Raw genomic sequence first — 15,141 nt, forward strand, 5'->3', positions numbered from 1 at the left:
CTATGGCGCAGGACAGCTGGCATATCGTGGCCGCGCATCTCGGCGTGCTCAGGGCCGGCGGTACGCTGGTGGTGCTCGACACCACGCTGCCCGAGGCGCTGCTGACACACATGCTGGATGACGCCCGGCCGGTCGTCGTGCTCATACGCGGGCAGGACACGTTCCGCGACCTGCCGACCCTCGACGTGCTGGCGCTGCCGGAGACGCTGCCGCAGCGACCGCAGCCGCTGTGGCTCGACGATCCGACCCAGCGCCTTGCGGTCATCTTCTACACGAGCGGAACCACGGGCAAGCCGAAGGGGGTCGAGTGTCCGCACGCCGGCTACGTGAACCTCGCGCTCACCTACGCCGACTACTTCGATCTCGTGCCCGGCATCGACGCCACCTCGCTCACCTCGTCGCTAGGCTACGACGGCAGCATCTCCGAGATGTATAGCGCGTGGGTGTCGGGCTGCGCCGTGGTGATGTTGACCAAGGAGCAGGTCCGGTCGGGGCCGGAGCTGCTTCCTGTACTACGCGAGTCCGAGGTCACGGTGCTGTTCTGTCCGCCGGTGCTCCTCACCACCCTCACGCTCGCGCCCGAGGTCGATCTGCCCTATCCCTTGTGCCGCTACATCGTGCCGGCCGGCGAGGCGTTTCCTTCTGCGCTGGTGGAGCCGTGGACGCGGGGACGGCGCCAGATCATCAACACCTACGGCCCGACGGAGGCCAGCACCGACACCAGCCGCCAGAGCCTGCGGCCGGGTGAGCCGATCACCATCGGCACACCGTTCGCCAACGTGACCTACGTCATCCTCGAGACGGACGGCCTCACGCCGCTGCCGCACGGAGAGGCCGGAGAGCTCTGCATCGGCGGCGTGCATCTCGCGCGCGGCTACCGCAACCTGCCGGAACAGACGGCGGCGAAGTTCATCACGCACCCGCAGTTCGGACGTCTCTACCGCACGGGCGACCGCTGCAGGATCGACACACGGACGAAGCGCGTGCACTTCCTCGGCAGGATCGACGCGCAGCTCAAGGTACGCGGACACCGCGTGGAGGCGCACGCGGTCGAGGACATCCTGCAGACGCAGTTCCGCGAGATCGAGGCCGCGGTGGTGGACTACCAGAACGAGGCGCTCGTGGCGTTCGTGGCTGCGCCGTCGGTTGTTCAGGGGGAGATTCGCGGCGCTGTCGCCGCGCCGGCCGCGTGGGCGAGCCGCGTGACAGCGAAGCTCGCCGAGCAGCTTCCGGCGCCGTCTGTCCCGACGGGTATCTTCCTCGTCGAGACATTCGTCATGAGCCCGGTCTCGGGAAAGATCGACCGCAAGCAACTGCCGAGGCTCGCTGCACTCGGGAAGGACACCAAGGCAAACGTCGAGCCCGCGCAGGTCACGGCGATGCGGGATGCCGACGCGCCTGAAGCGGTGGCCGACCTTCCACCGGGCGCGGAGGACGTGCTCGCGATCTGCAGGTCCGTGTTCGAGACGAACATCGGATGGGACGACGGGTTCGCGGAGTCGGGCGGGCACTCGATCGTCATCGCGCGCCTAGCGCAGCGGCTCCATGCAGCCGGATGGGAGATTTCGGTGCGCGCGCTGCTCAGCGACTGCAACACCGCGCGCAAGGTGGCGAAGCGCGGGCGGCAGGTGCAGCGAGCATCCACGGCTCCCGCCATCGCCCTCTCCCCCGCGACACGCCGGGCCGGGCGCGACGAGGAGGCGGCGCAGGTGCTCTCGGTGGGCACCTTCACCACGCTCCAGGTGTTGTTCGCGCTTCTCCTATATTCGCCGGGGCTCATCGGCTTCTTCATCGCACTCGCCTACATCGAGATCGGTACGTTCTTCACGACGGCGAGCCTCGGCGCGTTCGTCGCCGTCAGCGTCGCGCTCTACGTGCTGGGCCTCTTGCTGCCATTCGGGACCCTGCTCTGGGTCATGGCGATCAAGCGCGTCATGGGCGGCGACATCTACAAGAACAACGTCACGCCGGGCACGTATCCCAAGTGGAGCCGAATGCATCTCCGGATCTGGTGCATCGCGCGGCTGGAAAGCTCGGTACTGCTCCCGCTCGGCGCCATGTACCGCAGCGCGCCGCTGATGGCTTTCGTGCTGCGGCAGCTCGGCGCCACGGTGGGCCGCAACCTGCAATGCGCGCACGATGCCTATCTGGTCGGTCCCTTGGACCTGATCTCCATCGGAGACGATGTCGCCATCCAGACCGGGGCCTATATCCAGACAGCGCGGCTCGCAGGCGCGCATGTGCACGTCGGCCCGATCCGTTTCGAAAGCGGCTGCAAGATCGGCATGCGGGCCGCCGTCGCCAACGATGTGACGATCGGACGTGGAACGTGGATCACCCCGTTCACGCCCATCTTCTGCGACGTGGGCGAGCATGAGATGTGGGAGGGTGCGCCGGCGCGCCTCACCGGCCGCTGCACGGAGCTTGCGCGCACCGCCCGCGTCTGCCGATACGACCAGCCGCTCTGGCTGCTCGAGACGTTCAACATCCTGATGCAGGTTTGTATATTCTTCTTGATCAACCTGCTGCCCGCCGCCGCGATCCTGTGGTTCGCGCGCGACCTCATCCCGGCCGGCGAGGCCGGGCTGGCGGACGACTATTTCCAGGCCACGTCACTCACTGACATCGCCTGGCAGCTCATCCTTTACGCGTTTGTCAGCGCCTGGCTCGTCACCGTCGTTCTCTCGGTGCTGGGTTGCCTCTTCATCCGCTGGACGCGGGCCGCGCCGGGACTCTATCCCTCGCGCGGTCTCAAGGCCGCGCTCCTGATCTATCGGATGCATCGGCTGAATGCGATCCAGGGACAATGGACCTGGACCATCACCGGGCAATATCTGCGTGCGCTCGCGGGGCTCAGATTCCCGCGCGTCGGCGCCTCGGAATGCGACGTGTTGTTCAACCTGGTGCCGGATGCGGCAAGCGCCGATTCCCAGGTCTTCTGGTCCAACGGATGTTTCACGAACATGCTCGACTGCAGCGCGACGCATTTCACGCTGCGTCAGCTCGACATGCCGCACAACTTCTTCAGCGGCAACAACTGCGTGGCGGAATTCGGGCAGCTCCCGGACAACTTCCTCATCGGCGTCTCGACGCCCGCCAGCGATGTCCAGTTCCGGCGGCAGATGCGGTCGCGGCCTGGAGAGGCGATCACGGTGGCCGGAAACCCGCCCGTGAAATTCGCGAGCGCCTCGTTCGAGGCGGAGAACAAGACGCACAAGCCGCCTAGCCTCTCGCTCTTCCTGATCCGCGTGCTTCTCAACGACTTCTTCAGCGTCGGCATGCTCGGCATCGCCGAGGCGCTGGTCTTCACGATCCTCTACGTCACCGGGCTGCGGTGGGGCGTGGATCCTGTTGCGGGTGCCGTTATTGCCTTGGTGCTTACGGAAGCGCTCCTGATCCTGCTCAGCGTTGCGATGAAGGCCGCGCTCGTCGGTCGATGGGGCGCCGATGACGCAACGCCCTTCTGGTCCTGGGGGCACTTCGCCTATTTCTTCGCGCAGGACTGCTTCTTCGCGTGGTGCAGGGGGCCTCTCGGCTTCAGCGCCGGAACGGTCCTTTCCAATTCCATCCTGCGATGGATGGGATGCCGGATCGGTCGCCGGACCATCGTGACGCAGCCCATGCAGTGCTCCGACTGGAACGCCGTGGACTTCGGCGACGACTGCACGATCGACGGCTTCCTGCAGTTCCACACCTTCGAGAACATGATGCTGAAGGTGAAACGGACGCGCATCGAGGACGGCAGCGCCGTGAGCTTCGGCGCGACGGTGATGGGCGGCGCGCACATCGCGCGGGGCTCGACGCTGCTGCCGCTGTCGCTCGTGCTCAAGGAGGTGAGCCTGCCCAGCGCGACCTACGAGGGAAGCCCCGTCGAGGCCGTGCAGGCGCAACCGGCCTTCGCCCGCCTCGGACAGGAGGCGGCGTCGTGAACCCATCGTCATGCATCTGATGCACGAGAGTTCAGCAGCTCGAGCGCGCGAATGATCAGCGGATCGACGCCGCTTTCAAGATCCGCCTTGGTGTTGAACAGCTCGATGTCGGCGGGCACGCCCTTGCCTTCGTAGCTCACCATGTCGGGCGAGAGGTACTCCTGGTACGACAGACAGTACTCCCAGCCGTTGGGGAGCTTCTTCTCGAGCTGATAGGAGAAGATGCCGTTGGTGTGGTCGCCGAGGATCGTGACGTAAGGGAGCTGCCTGATCGCCAGCGCGAAGGCCTCCCCGCCGCTGAAGACGGATTCGCAAGTCAAGACCACGATCGGGCCGGTGAACTGGATCTCGCCCTCGGGCTCGATGTGCCAGGTCCGCAAGGGCTTGAAGGCATCATCGGCAGGGCCGATCTTCGTCCTCCTGTGGAAGGCAACGCGCTTGCGATCGCAGAAGCGGTTGATGATCGCGATCGCCGTGCTGTCGTCCCCGCCGGGGTTGTCGCGAATGTCGATGATGAAGCCTCTAAGATCCCTGAAGTCGCGGGCGATCCTGTCCAGCGCGGCTGTCAGCTTGTGCTTCTTGATGCCCTCGAGCTCGAGAATGCGCATGTAGCCGAAAGCGCGGGACCTCGCGTACCGGAGCATCCAGGCTTGCGTCCTGGCAGGCCGCTCCAAGCCGTTGGCGACCAGCGTCTTTCCGGTCGTTTTGAAGAGCTGGCGGATCTCCCGCTCCGTGAACTCCCGATTGAAGCGGGTCGGCTTCTCGGCGGTGAAGTATCGCTTCCTGCCGCCAATTCTGGCCTCCAGCTCGACATGCCCGTCATTCAGCGGGTCGAGCATGCGGCAGAGAATATCGAAGAGCTCGTCGTCGCTGGTCGCGCTCGTGACCTGCGGCTTGTAGAGGTCGTACTGCGCTTTCCAGTCGACGTTCCTCAGCGCGAAGAAGGGATACCTGTTGTGGAAGGTCTCCCATAGCGCCTCGAAATTCTTCTCGGGGTCGCGCGTAGCCATGAGCCGAGACTAGCGTCTTTTTTCGTGTGGATAAAAGGAGTGCAGTGCCCCCTCACCCGGTCACGTCCAGTTGCCGGTGCGGTGCTGTTCCAGGATGTGCTCGCAGGCGCGCACGGTCAGCGCCATGATGGTCAGCGTCGTGTTCTGGGCGCCGCTCGAGACGAAGCATGCGCCGTCCGTGACCACGACGTTCGGTGCGTCCCAGCATTGGTTGTGCCGGTTCAGGACCGAGGTCGAGCGCTCCGTGCCCATGGGCGCGCCGCCGACCTCGTGAATGGCGGTGCCGGGAATGCTCGCGCCGGACTCCATCACGAGCCGCTTGCGCATGATCTTGAACGCCAGGTTGTGCAGCGGCTTGCCGACGGGCGTCGTCTTGGGCTCGAGGCCCGCAGCGGCGGCCATGGCCTTCATGGTGGCAAGCGCATCCGCCACCATGTTGTGCTCGTTCTCGGAGTACGAGACGTTGACGTGCGCCGCCGGGATGCCCCAGGCGTCGCGCTTCCTGGTGTCGAGCGTGACGCGGTTTTCCGATCGCGGCAGCATCTCGCCCTGCGCGGTCAGGTGCCAGAAGGGGTAGCCGCGCCCGATGCCGCCCATGATGCCGAAGCCGCGCAGGTAGGGCCGCGGGGCCGGCGTGGCGGTCTTGTATGAGGGCACGTAGAAGCCGCCGATCTTGCCGAAGTCGAACGCGTCCGTCTGGCTCGTGCCTCCGGCCTCGACATCCTCGTGGGGACCTGTCAGTGCGACGTGGACGGCATCCATGAAGTTCTGCCCGAGCAAGCCCGACGAATTGCCGAGCCCCTCTGGGTGGCGCTCGCTCCGCGAGTTCATAAGGATGCGCAGGCTCTCGATGCTGCTCGCCGCGAGCACGACGACGTTGGCGCGGGCGGTGTGCCTCTGGTGCGTCGTGCGATCGATGTAGCGCACGCCCGTGGCGCGGCCGCTCGCCGGATCGACGTCGATCGCCTCGACGACAGCGTCGGTCCTGAGCGTCAGGCGGCCGGTCTTCTCTGCGGCGAGGATGGTCAGCGGGATGCGCGACAGGTTGTTGGCGACGTAGCGGGTCGGGATCACGCGTGAGCCCGGGAACGCGGACTGGACCCGGTCGCGGAAGCCCTGCTCCGCCACATTGAGCGTGGTCGGCTTCGCATACTTGCCGTCCGGCAATCCGGGCAGCCCTTCGAGCGTGCCGTTGACGCCGAGGAACGTCTCGACCTTGTCGTAGTGCGGGGCGAGGTCGGCGTAGGAGATCGGCCAGTCCTGGCCGTGGCCGTCTCTGCTCGCTGCCTTGAAGTCGTCGTCCGACATGCGGAACACGATGCGGCCCCACAGGTAGAGGCGTCCGCCGAGCTGGCGGCCACGGTACCAGTTGAACGGCTTCCCCGACGGCGTCGTGTAGGGGTTCTCGCGATCATTGACGAAGAAGCGCTCCGTCAGCCCGGAGAACGCGATGCAGCGCGCTTGTACGGCCTGACCGCCCAGCAGCGTGGCCTTGGCGCGCGTCACGATCGGATTGCCGACGACGAGGTGATGCCCCGCCTTGTCGGGCTGCGGAAAATCGGCGACCGGATCGATGTTGCGCCCGGCTTCGAGCAGCAGCACGCGCATGCCGCCCTCGGTCAGCTCCTTGGCCGCCCAGCCGCCCGAGGCGCCGGAGCCAACCACTATCGCGTCGAACTTGAGATCGTCGACCATCGGGGACTGTTGATCGCTGTTGGAAGGGAGGATGCTCAGCCGGTAGCTATCATCCAATACACTCGTTTCCCTAAGATAATTCGTGCCCCCCAGTGACGCGAGGGTTGAGCGAATTGTCGGTTGACGCGTTCGCGGCCCGCTTCGCTACGAGGACTGTTCCGAAGCCCGTAATCCCATACAATTATATTGTATTTTCAAGTGCTTACCTTGATGTCGCCAAGCTAGTCGTGCACTAGGTATCATCTGCATCATCGTAGAACCTCGCAGAGCGGATCTCGGGTCGCCTCCTGGCGAGGCCGTCGGCGTTGCTACTTCCTGGCGCCCAGGTCGCGCGGCACGACTCCCTTGGAATGGAAGAACGCCTTGCTGAAGTAGCTGAGATTGCCGTAACCGCACGCCAGCGCGGCCTCGGTGACGGACCGGCCCTCGCTGAGCAGCCGCTCCGCATGATCCATTCTCACCTCGCGCAGATAGGCGCGGACCGATTTCCCGATCACCTCGCGGAAGCCCAGCTTGAGCTTGGTCTCGCTCAACCCGACTGCGGCGGCCACCGCCTCGATGGTCCATGGCTCGGCGAATGACGTCTCGATAAGCCGGCGGGCCTCGTCGAGCTTCTCGCGCTCCTTCGGGGACAGCCGCGCCGCCGCAGCCGACGCGTTGCGCTGCAAGAGCGCCAGCGTAAGGGCGAGCGCCTCGAGCGCCTTGGCGCGCATGAAGATGTGCCGCAGCTTCGGCTCGCGGATGTCGCAGGCCAGGATCGAGCGCGCGACGTCGAACAGCTCCGCCGACAGCGGCACTGCGAGCAGGAACGCCTTGCGGTCCGGATCGCTGCGGTCCACGGCCAGCGAGTTCCTGATGGCGTCGGCCATGGAGCCCACGGTGTGGCTCAGATAGTCCGGATGAAGCCGGATATCCACGATCTCGATCGGCTTGCCGCCCTCGATGTAGTCCTGGCCGCTGACCGGACCATTACTCCAGAAGACGACAGCGTTGCTGCTCACGATGTCGAGCGGAGCCACGCCGTCGAGCATCGTGCGGCCGGTGCCTTGGACGACCAGCGTGATCGAGAACACCGCGGGACCCGCGGCTTGGAAGGTCACGCTGTCGGGCACCTCGCCGACAACGCAGGAGACACTGACGTCGGCCGAGCGCAGCTCCGGGCGGATCAGCGCCTCGAGCGCTTTTGTGGTCAGCGTCGGCGGCAGCTCGATGGGCGCCCGGCGCGCCGACTCGAGGCTCACGAGAGAGCTGTCTGTGTCCATTCGGCCCCTCCAGCGACGCTAACCGGATTCCGTCAATTTTGAGTCCGCCAGCGTTAGACGAGATGTTGACGTAAACAGTAAACAATTGGCATCGAATGGCAATCTGTCCGGAATTAGAAATGTTCTCAAGATACACGGTTAGCCTTGCAGGCGCTGCCCTCATGCTCGGGATGTCTTCCGCGCGGGCTCAGGAGACGTCGCTCGAAGCGGGCGAAGTCACCGAGTTGCCGCCCATCGAGGTGACGACGGCGAACAAACGCCCGCAAAAGGCGCAGCCCCGGCAAGCCCAACCCAGTCCCGCCACATCGGCGCCGTCGGGCCTCCCGCCCGAGAGCGGCGTCGGCGGAGGAGCGGCCGCCGATGTCGGCGGCCCGCCGAAGGAAACGGCCGACGCCAACGTCTCGGTGCGCAGCGCCGCCGAACTGCGGGACGCCGGTGTGGAGAAGGTCGGCGATCTCGAGAAGGTGTTTCCCGGCCTCACGATCCGCTCACGCGGAAACCGGGCCTATGCCAACATCACCGTGCGCGGCATCTCGTCGCCCGACTTCTACAATCCGTCAGTGCAGATCCTCATCGACGGCGTGCCGCAGGCCGCGTCGGCCTTCACGCAGGATCTGGTGGATGTCGAGCGCGTCGAGTTCCTGCGCGGCCCGCAGGGCGTCCTGTACGGCGCCAATGCGTTCGGCGGGGTGATCAACATCATCACGCGCAAATCGCGCGAGACCACGGCGAGCGTCACCGGCACGGTGGCGAACCTCGAGCGGTCCGTGATCGCCACGGGCACGGCAGTGCTTGCCAAGGAGGCCCTGTTCCTCGACGTCGGCGTCAAGCGTTCGGTCGAGCCCGGCGAGATCGACAACCTCCTCACCGGAGAGGACGACATCGACACCGCCGATCTCTGGAGTAGCCGGGCCAGCCTGCGGTATGCGCCGTCGCATGGACCCTTCGACGCGGCACTGACCTTCGCGCGCGAGAACCTCGATTCGAAGGAGGAGACCTACATCCGCGACTCGCTCCTCAAGGAGCGCGACTATGACCTCCCGATCCCGCAGGGTCTCTTGAAGCGATTGACGGACACGGCCTCGGCGGCCTGGAACTATCGCTTCGGCAACGGCTTCACCTTCACGAGCATCTCCGCGTATCAGAACGTCGATCTCAAGCGGGATACATTCGGCTACGCATTCCCGGAGAGCGAGGAGGCGTTCTCGCAGGAGGCGCGGCTGGCGTACACCGGCTCCGGCCCGCTCACGGGTGTCGCCGGCTTCTACCTGCGCAACAGCGATTTCACCCGCGAACGCCCAGTCGCTGGCGACCGCAACGAAATCGGCACCGACAGCCTGGCCGGCTTTGGCGAGCTCACGTGGCATATTACGGATGCGCTCGATCTCACCGGCGGCGCACGCGTGTCCCACGACAAATCGACGATCGACTACAGTCTGCCGGCTTTCATGCTTGCCTACAGTGACGAGGCCTCCTTCGATGCTGTGCAGCCGAAGGTCTCGATCGGCTACCAGATCACAGACCTGACGCGGGTCTATGCTCTGGTGTCCGAAGGTTACAAACCGGGAGGCTTCCAGCACGCGATCACCAATCCCGCCAATCCGGCCGAGTTCGCGCCGTACGATTCGGAGACGGCGTGGAACTACGAAGTCGGCATCAGCACGCGGCTCTTCGGAACGCTCGACGTGGCAGCGACCGTCTATCACATCGTTTCCGAGGACAAGCAAATCTATGTCGGCGTCGTGCCGAACCAGACGATCAAGAACGCAGGCGAGGCCGAGAGCACCGGCGTCGAGATCGAGGCGACGTGGCGTCCGACGCGCAACCTCACCGTGCTCACGACGGCGAATTTCGGCCGCTCCGAGTTCACCGATTTCGTCGATCCCGCGTCGGGCAACGACTACACCGGAAATCGCGTGCCCTATGCGCCCGACGTCACGGCGACGCTCAATGCCCGCTACGTGTTCGACCAGCGCGTACTCGCCGGGCAACTGGCCTTGACCGGCAACGTGCGCTACGCGAGCCGCACCTACTTCGATGAGGCGAACACATTGTCGCAGGAGCCGTTCGCCGTCTACGACGCGGGCATCGAGCTGGCCTGGGACAACGGTGTGGCCGCCAAGTTCTTCGTCGACAACATCTCCGACGAGATCTACCGCGAGTACAGCTTCGTCGACACCGGCAGCGGCATGCAATTGAGCGTTCCGAGCGAGGGCCGCCTCGTCGGCGTGTCGCTCACGGCCAAGTACTGACGATGGCGGTCACGGACACGCTGAGGCGCGAGGAGGCGGGCACGCTCCCCTTCTCGCGCATCTTCCTGGCCATCGGGGGAATCTACGTCGCCCAGAGCCTGGTCTCTGGCCTGACGTTCCAATCCCTGCCGGCGATCCTGCGCAGCTCCGGCCTGCCCCTCGACCAGATCGGCCTGCTCTCGCTCGGGCTCTTGCCCTGGGCGCTCAAGTTCCTCTGGGCGCCCGCGGTCGAGCGCATCCGGATCGGATCGGCGAACGGATCGCGCTTCGTCGTCGGTATCGGACAGGCTATCGTCGCGGCTGCGCTGCTGTCGCTGGCGTTCATTCCGCTGAGCGATTTCCCGCTGCTGCTGGCCGTGCTCCTCCTCGCGGCTGCGGCCGCAGCGACCATCGACATCGCCTGTGACGGCTTCGCCGTCGATCAGCTCGCCGAGAACCGACGCGGATGGGGCAACACGGCCCAGGTCGGCGGGTCCTACCTCGGATTCATGCTTGGTGGTGGCGCCTATCTCTGGGGCGTGTCGCAGGTGGGGTTCCCCACGGCGACGCTCTGGCTCATCGTCGCGCTGCTCGTGCTGAGCCTTCCGTTCGTGCTGCTGGCACGCGCCGAGAGGCCGGTAGCGGCGCATGCACCGCACATCCCGTCCCTCCGCTTCGCCCTTGCGCGTCCCGAGGTGCGCACCGGCCTCCTGCTCGTTGTCCTGGGCGGGATCGGCCCGCGGATCTCCGCGAGCCTCACCGGGCCGTTCCTGATCGATCGCGGCGTCGACCTCGGCGTCGTCGGCATTCTGAACGGCACCGCGTCGCTGACGGCGGGCCTGGCCGGCACCGTCATCGGCGGGGCCGTGGTGCATTGGCTGGGCGCGCGGCGAGCTGCCGTCACCGCGCTTGGCCTCGACGTGCTGGCGCTGCTCGCGCTGCTGGGGGTGAGCCAGGTTGCATCTCCGCCCCTGCCGCTGCTGATCGCCGCGCTGCTTGGCCTCACGACGGCGATGGCCATCGGGTTCGTTGCGCTCTATGCGCTGCTGATGGGTGCCTCGTCGCCGCGGCAGGCCGGCGTCGACTTCACGCTGTTCCAATGCGCCGACGCCAGCACGGCAACGGCTGCCGGCCTCGCAGGCGGCATGCTCGCGGCCTCCTTCGGATATTCGGCGGTGTTCGGCCTTGCCGGCGCCACGGCCGCGGCCGCCGCGATGGCTGCGATCGGGCTGACCCGCCGCATCGAGAACGCAAGCCAGGGAGCGTGACGTGCAGAGAAAGGCTTTGATCGTCGGCGCCGGCGTTGCCGGCCTTTCGGCGGCCTGGTGGCTGAAGAAGGCGGGCTGGCAGCCGGTGCTCATCGAGCGCGCGCACGACCTGCGCGATGCCGGCTACATGCTCGGCCTCTCGGGACCGGGGCTCGAGATCGCAAAGCGCATGGGGCTCGAGCCGACGCTGCAGGCGGCGGCCTGCTCGGTCAACGAGAACGTCTATCGCGACCGCAAGGGGCGCGAGCTCCTGCGCTTGCGCTATCGCGAGTTCCTGAAGGACCTGCCGTATATTGCACTGCGCCGCACGGATCTCGTCCAGGCGCTGCGTGATGCCCTTCCCGACGATGTCGAGATCCGCTTCGGAGCCGTCGTCGAGAGCATCGACGACCGGGGCGACGCCGTCGCCGTGCGCCTCGCCGACGGCACGGCGCTCACCGGCGACCTCCTGATCGGCGCGGACGGGCTCCGGTCCTGGGTACGGCGCACGTGTTTCGGCCCCGACGAGCAGTATTTCAAGGAGCTGGGCTACCGCTTCGCCACCTACGATCTCGAAGACGTGCTCAAGCTCGGCAGCGATTTCCTGTCCTACACCGAGCCGGGACACATCGTCGAATACTACACGCTGCACGACGGGCGCCTCGCGGCCCTGCACGTCTGGCGGACCGACGAGACGGCCATCGTAACTTCCGGGGGGCGCTGGCCAATGCTGCACGACATCTCGCGCAACACACACGAGAGCGTGCGGCGCATGCTGGACGTTGCCGCGCGCGGGCCGGAGCCGCTCGTCGACAATCTGACACTGGTCGACATGCCGTCCTGGTCGAAGGGGCGCGTTGTCCTGCTCGGGGACGCGGCACACTGCCTGACGCTCATCTCGGGACAGGGCGCCGGGATGTCGATTGCCTCGGCCTCGATCCTGGCGCAGGAGCTGGCCGAGCGCCCGCTTGTCGAGGCTCTCGCCCGGCACGAGCAGCGGCTGCGCCCCTCCATCGCCAAGCTGCAGGAGCGGAGCCGGAAGATGGGAGCGCTATTTATCCCCGCCACTCCCTTCTCCTTTAGGCTACGCAACTTCATCCTCCGCCACATGCCGCGCGCTTGGCTTGCGCGCTACTTCCTCAGCGCCGTACAGTCGGAGATCCTGGCATCGCAGGACGTGGCCCGGACCACCGCGTGACATTCAGGAGACCGTGCCATGCACACTCATTCGCTCGACACCTGGCGCCATTCGCACTTTTTCCTGGGCGCACACCATCAGGACAACGAGCGGCGCGTGTGGCTCGTGGTGGCGCTCACGACAGTGACCATGGTTGCCGAAATCGTCGGCGGTACGATCTTCGGCAGCGTCGCGTTGACCGCCGACGGCTGGCACATGGCCACCCACGCCGCGGCGCTCTCGATCAGCGGGCTCGCTTACGCCTTTGCGCGCCGCCAGGCCCATAACCCGCGCTATACGTTCGGGACCGGAAAGTTCGGCGAGCTTGCCGGCTACACGAGCGCGATCCTGCTGGGCGTGATCTCGATCGGCATCGTGTATCAGGCGGCCGAGAGATTTATCGAGCCGGTGCAGATCCACTATACCGAGGCCATGGTGGTGGCCGTGCTGGGGCTGCTCGTCAACCTCGTGAGCGCCTGGCTGCTGAGCGACCATGACCACGGCCATAACCATCACCACGATCATCATCACCACTATCACGATGGGCCGGACATGCACGATCATGGACACCATCATGCGCACGCACATGGGCATGGGCACGCGCATGGGCGTCATGCCGACGGCAACCGGCGGGCCGCCTTCGCTCATGTGGTCGCGGATGCGCTCACGTCCGCGCTTGCGATCCTCGCCCTGATCGCGGCCAGCATGTTCGGCTGGACGTGGATCGATCCCCTGGTCGGCGTCGTCGGGGCGGTGCTGATCGCCATCTGGGCGTTGAATATCATGCGCACTACGTCAGCCGTGCTGCTCGATACGCTGCCGAGCGAGGAGACCGCCGCCTCGGTACGCGCCGCGCTGGAGATCGGCGACGATCGGGTGACGGATCTCCACCTGTGGCAGCTCGGTCCCGGGCACATGGGTGCTATCGTGTCGATCGTTACGCACGACCCGCGCCCGCCGGAGCACTACAAGGCCAAGCTCAGCGCCATTCCGCACCTGTCCCACACGACGGTCGAGGTGCTGCACTGCGCTTAGGCTGGCTCTCGGGCCGCCGCGGTCACGTCCCGCCGTAGTCTCGCCGGTTGCACGCTGCGCCATCGTCCGGCAGGATCGGCGGCGCAATGGACCTTCAACTTCTTACCAACGCACAACGGCGCCGCATCACGTGCATCGGCGAGAGCTATCAACGCCTCACGGGGCGGGCGCTCGTTTCCGCCGAAGGCGACCCCGTCGAAGCGCTCTGGTCGTCACCGGTCGCCGTCGTCGCGCACGGCACGGAACCCGATCCCATCTTCTTCTTCGGCAACCGGACCGCCTTGGCGCTCTTTGAAATGGACTTCGGCACGTTCACGCGCCTGCCCTCGCGTCTCTCCGCGGAGCCGATGCTTCGGGACGAGCGCGCCCGACTTCTCGAACGCGTGACGCGCGACGGTCTTATCGAGGACTACGCCGGCGTGCGCATCTCCGCGACCGGCAAGCGCTTTCGCATCTCGAATGCGTCGGTGTGGAACCTCGCCCACGCGACCGGCGAAGCAGCCGGCCAAGCCGCTGCCTTCGCCGAGTGGACCACCGTTGCAAGCTCCGGCTAGCCGGGCGGAGAGCGCCGGTAGTGAAGAGCAATTCTGACGCTGAGCCGCGCGCGCCTTGACCGCGGTCAAGCGGCCCCGAGATAAGCCAGCCGCTCGGCGGCCTTTATTATATATATTTATAGTATAGAAATCTTTTGAGGGTGCTGGCGGCGGAGAGCTCTCGCGGATTGATGCCCAAGGAGTCGGGTCATGGTCGCAGGACGCGATCTCGAAATGCTGAGGAACGCACTGTTCCTGAGCGGCGCCCCGGAGGACGCGTTTCAGACGTTCGCGGCCAAGACCCCGGTCGTGACGCTCTCGTCGGGCGAGCCTCTTTTCAATCAAGACGATCCCGCGACGGCCTTCTACTTCGTGCTGGAAGGATGGGTGGCCGTCTTCCGTGAGGGACCGGACGGGTCGCGGACGGCCATTCACCTCGTCGGTCCGGGCGAATCCTTCGCGGAAGCGGTCCTGGCCCGCGAGGCGCGCTATCCCGCAAGCGCGGAAGCGGCAACGGATCTTCGCGTGGCGCGCATCGACACGACGCGGTTCCGCGATCTCATCCTGCAGTCGCCCGAACTCGCCCTGTCTATCATCGGCGCCGTCTTCGCCAAGCTGAGGCGTCTCGTGGGGCGCATCGAGCAGGATCAGGAATGGTCCCCGCAACGGCGCGTGGCCGCGTTCCTCCACAGGATCTGCGGCGACAAGAACGGCATCTGCCGCTTTGAGCTGCCCGTCGAGCAGCGCTACATCGCGGCGCGCCTCTCGATGACCCCGGCCACGTTCTCCCGCGCGCTCGCAGACCTCGCCGCCGTGGGCGTGGAGGCGCGGCGCCGCAAGATCGTCGTTAGTGACGTGAGCCGCCTGGCGCGCTTCGTGAACCACGACGAGCATTGAGCCCTGCTCATTCCCGCCCCGATACGCGTGACCTGATAGCCACATTCGACGGCGTCAAGCGCGCCACTTGATCTTCGACAAGTCGCCTGCGGTTTAACCGGATTAATTTAGTCAACAAATTTACA

At 66.0% G+C, this 15,141-nt stretch carries 10 protein-coding genes; 7 read left to right on the forward strand and 3 right to left on the reverse strand.

Annotation, left to right across the window (positions count from 1 at the left end; all coding sequences use genetic code 11):
• Window positions 1-3,929: AMP-binding protein (locus IT540_RS00370; protein ID WP_291171733.1), on the forward strand; the 3,929-nt coding region annotated here is incomplete at its 5' end.
• Window positions 3,930-3,937: 8 nt separating this feature from the next.
• Here the strand turns inward: IT540_RS00370 and IT540_RS00375 are convergent.
• The 3 genes from IT540_RS00375 to IT540_RS00385 form a co-directional block, all read right to left on the reverse strand.
• Complete coding sequence (locus IT540_RS00375; RefSeq protein ID WP_291171736.1) at window positions 3,938-4,939, reverse strand: S41 family peptidase; 1,002 nt, start codon at window positions 4,937-4,939, stop codon at window positions 3,938-3,940.
• Between the two features lie 60 nt (window positions 4,940-4,999).
• On the reverse strand, window positions 5,000-6,691 hold the full coding sequence (locus IT540_RS00380; protein WP_291171739.1) for a GMC family oxidoreductase: 1,692 nt from the start codon (window positions 6,689-6,691) through the stop codon (window positions 5,000-5,002).
• Between the two features lie 251 nt (window positions 6,692-6,942).
• Window positions 6,943-7,896, reverse strand: coding sequence for an AraC family transcriptional regulator (locus IT540_RS00385; protein WP_291171741.1), 954 nt, complete (start codon window positions 7,894-7,896; stop codon window positions 6,943-6,945).
• A 161-nt stretch (window positions 7,897-8,057) separates the two neighbouring features.
• Between IT540_RS00385 and IT540_RS00390 the strand changes: the two genes are divergently transcribed.
• The 6 genes from IT540_RS00390 (at window position 8,058) to IT540_RS00415 (ending at window position 15,016) form a co-directional block, all read left to right on the forward strand.
• The gene (locus tag IT540_RS00390) at window positions 8,058-10,148 is read left to right on the forward strand and encodes a TonB-dependent receptor (protein WP_291171743.1); all 2,091 of its coding nucleotides are present in this window, start codon (window positions 8,058-8,060) and stop codon (window positions 10,146-10,148) included.
• 2 nt (window positions 10,149-10,150) lie between these two features.
• Window positions 10,151-11,395: an MFS transporter gene (locus IT540_RS00395; protein ID WP_291171745.1), complete on the forward strand. Its 1,245-nt coding sequence runs from the start codon at window positions 10,151-10,153 to the stop codon at window positions 11,393-11,395.
• Between the two features lies 1 nt (window position 11,396).
• On the forward strand, window positions 11,397-12,572 hold the full coding sequence (locus tag IT540_RS00400) for an FAD-dependent oxidoreductase (protein ID WP_291171746.1): 1,176 nt from the start codon (window positions 11,397-11,399) through the stop codon (window positions 12,570-12,572).
• An 18-nt stretch (window positions 12,573-12,590) separates the two neighbouring features.
• Window positions 12,591-13,586 (forward strand): CDF family Co(II)/Ni(II) efflux transporter DmeF, encoded by a 996-nt coding sequence (gene dmeF, locus IT540_RS00405; protein WP_291171749.1) that lies wholly within the window; start codon window positions 12,591-12,593, stop codon window positions 13,584-13,586.
• An 86-nt stretch (window positions 13,587-13,672) separates the two neighbouring features.
• Complete coding sequence (locus IT540_RS00410; RefSeq protein ID WP_291171751.1) at window positions 13,673-14,140, forward strand: MEKHLA domain-containing protein; 468 nt, start codon at window positions 13,673-13,675, stop codon at window positions 14,138-14,140.
• A gap of 189 nt (window positions 14,141-14,329) precedes the next feature.
• Window positions 14,330-15,016 (forward strand): Crp/Fnr family transcriptional regulator, encoded by a 687-nt coding sequence (locus IT540_RS00415; protein ID WP_291171754.1) that lies wholly within the window; start codon window positions 14,330-14,332, stop codon window positions 15,014-15,016.
• The last annotated feature ends 125 nt before the right edge of the window (window positions 15,017-15,141 follow it).

This window comes from Hyphomicrobium sp., assembly GCF_020852195.1.
In the GTDB taxonomy this organism is placed as follows: Bacteria; Pseudomonadota; Alphaproteobacteria; order Rhizobiales; family Hyphomicrobiaceae; genus Hyphomicrobium_C.

Coding starts and splice junctions, on each gene's coding strand:
- IT540_RS00375 (WP_291171736.1), bottom strand. CDS start 4,939: ATGGCTACGCGCGACCCCGAGAAGAATTTCGAGGCGCTATGGGAGACC.
- IT540_RS00385 (WP_291171741.1), bottom strand. CDS start 7,896: ATGGACACAGACAGCTCTCTCGTGAGCCTCGAGTCGGCGCGCCGGGCG.
- IT540_RS00390 (WP_291171743.1), top strand. CDS start 8,058: ATGCTCGGGATGTCTTCCGCGCGGGCTCAGGAGACGTCGCTCGAAGCG.
- IT540_RS00395 (WP_291171745.1), top strand. CDS start 10,151: ATGGCGGTCACGGACACGCTGAGGCGCGAGGAGGCGGGCACGCTCCCC.
- dmeF (WP_291171749.1), top strand. CDS start 12,591: ATGCACACTCATTCGCTCGACACCTGGCGCCATTCGCACTTTTTCCTG.
- IT540_RS00410 (WP_291171751.1), top strand. CDS start 13,673: ATGGACCTTCAACTTCTTACCAACGCACAACGGCGCCGCATCACGTGC.
- IT540_RS00415 (WP_291171754.1), top strand. CDS start 14,330: ATGGTCGCAGGACGCGATCTCGAAATGCTGAGGAACGCACTGTTCCTG.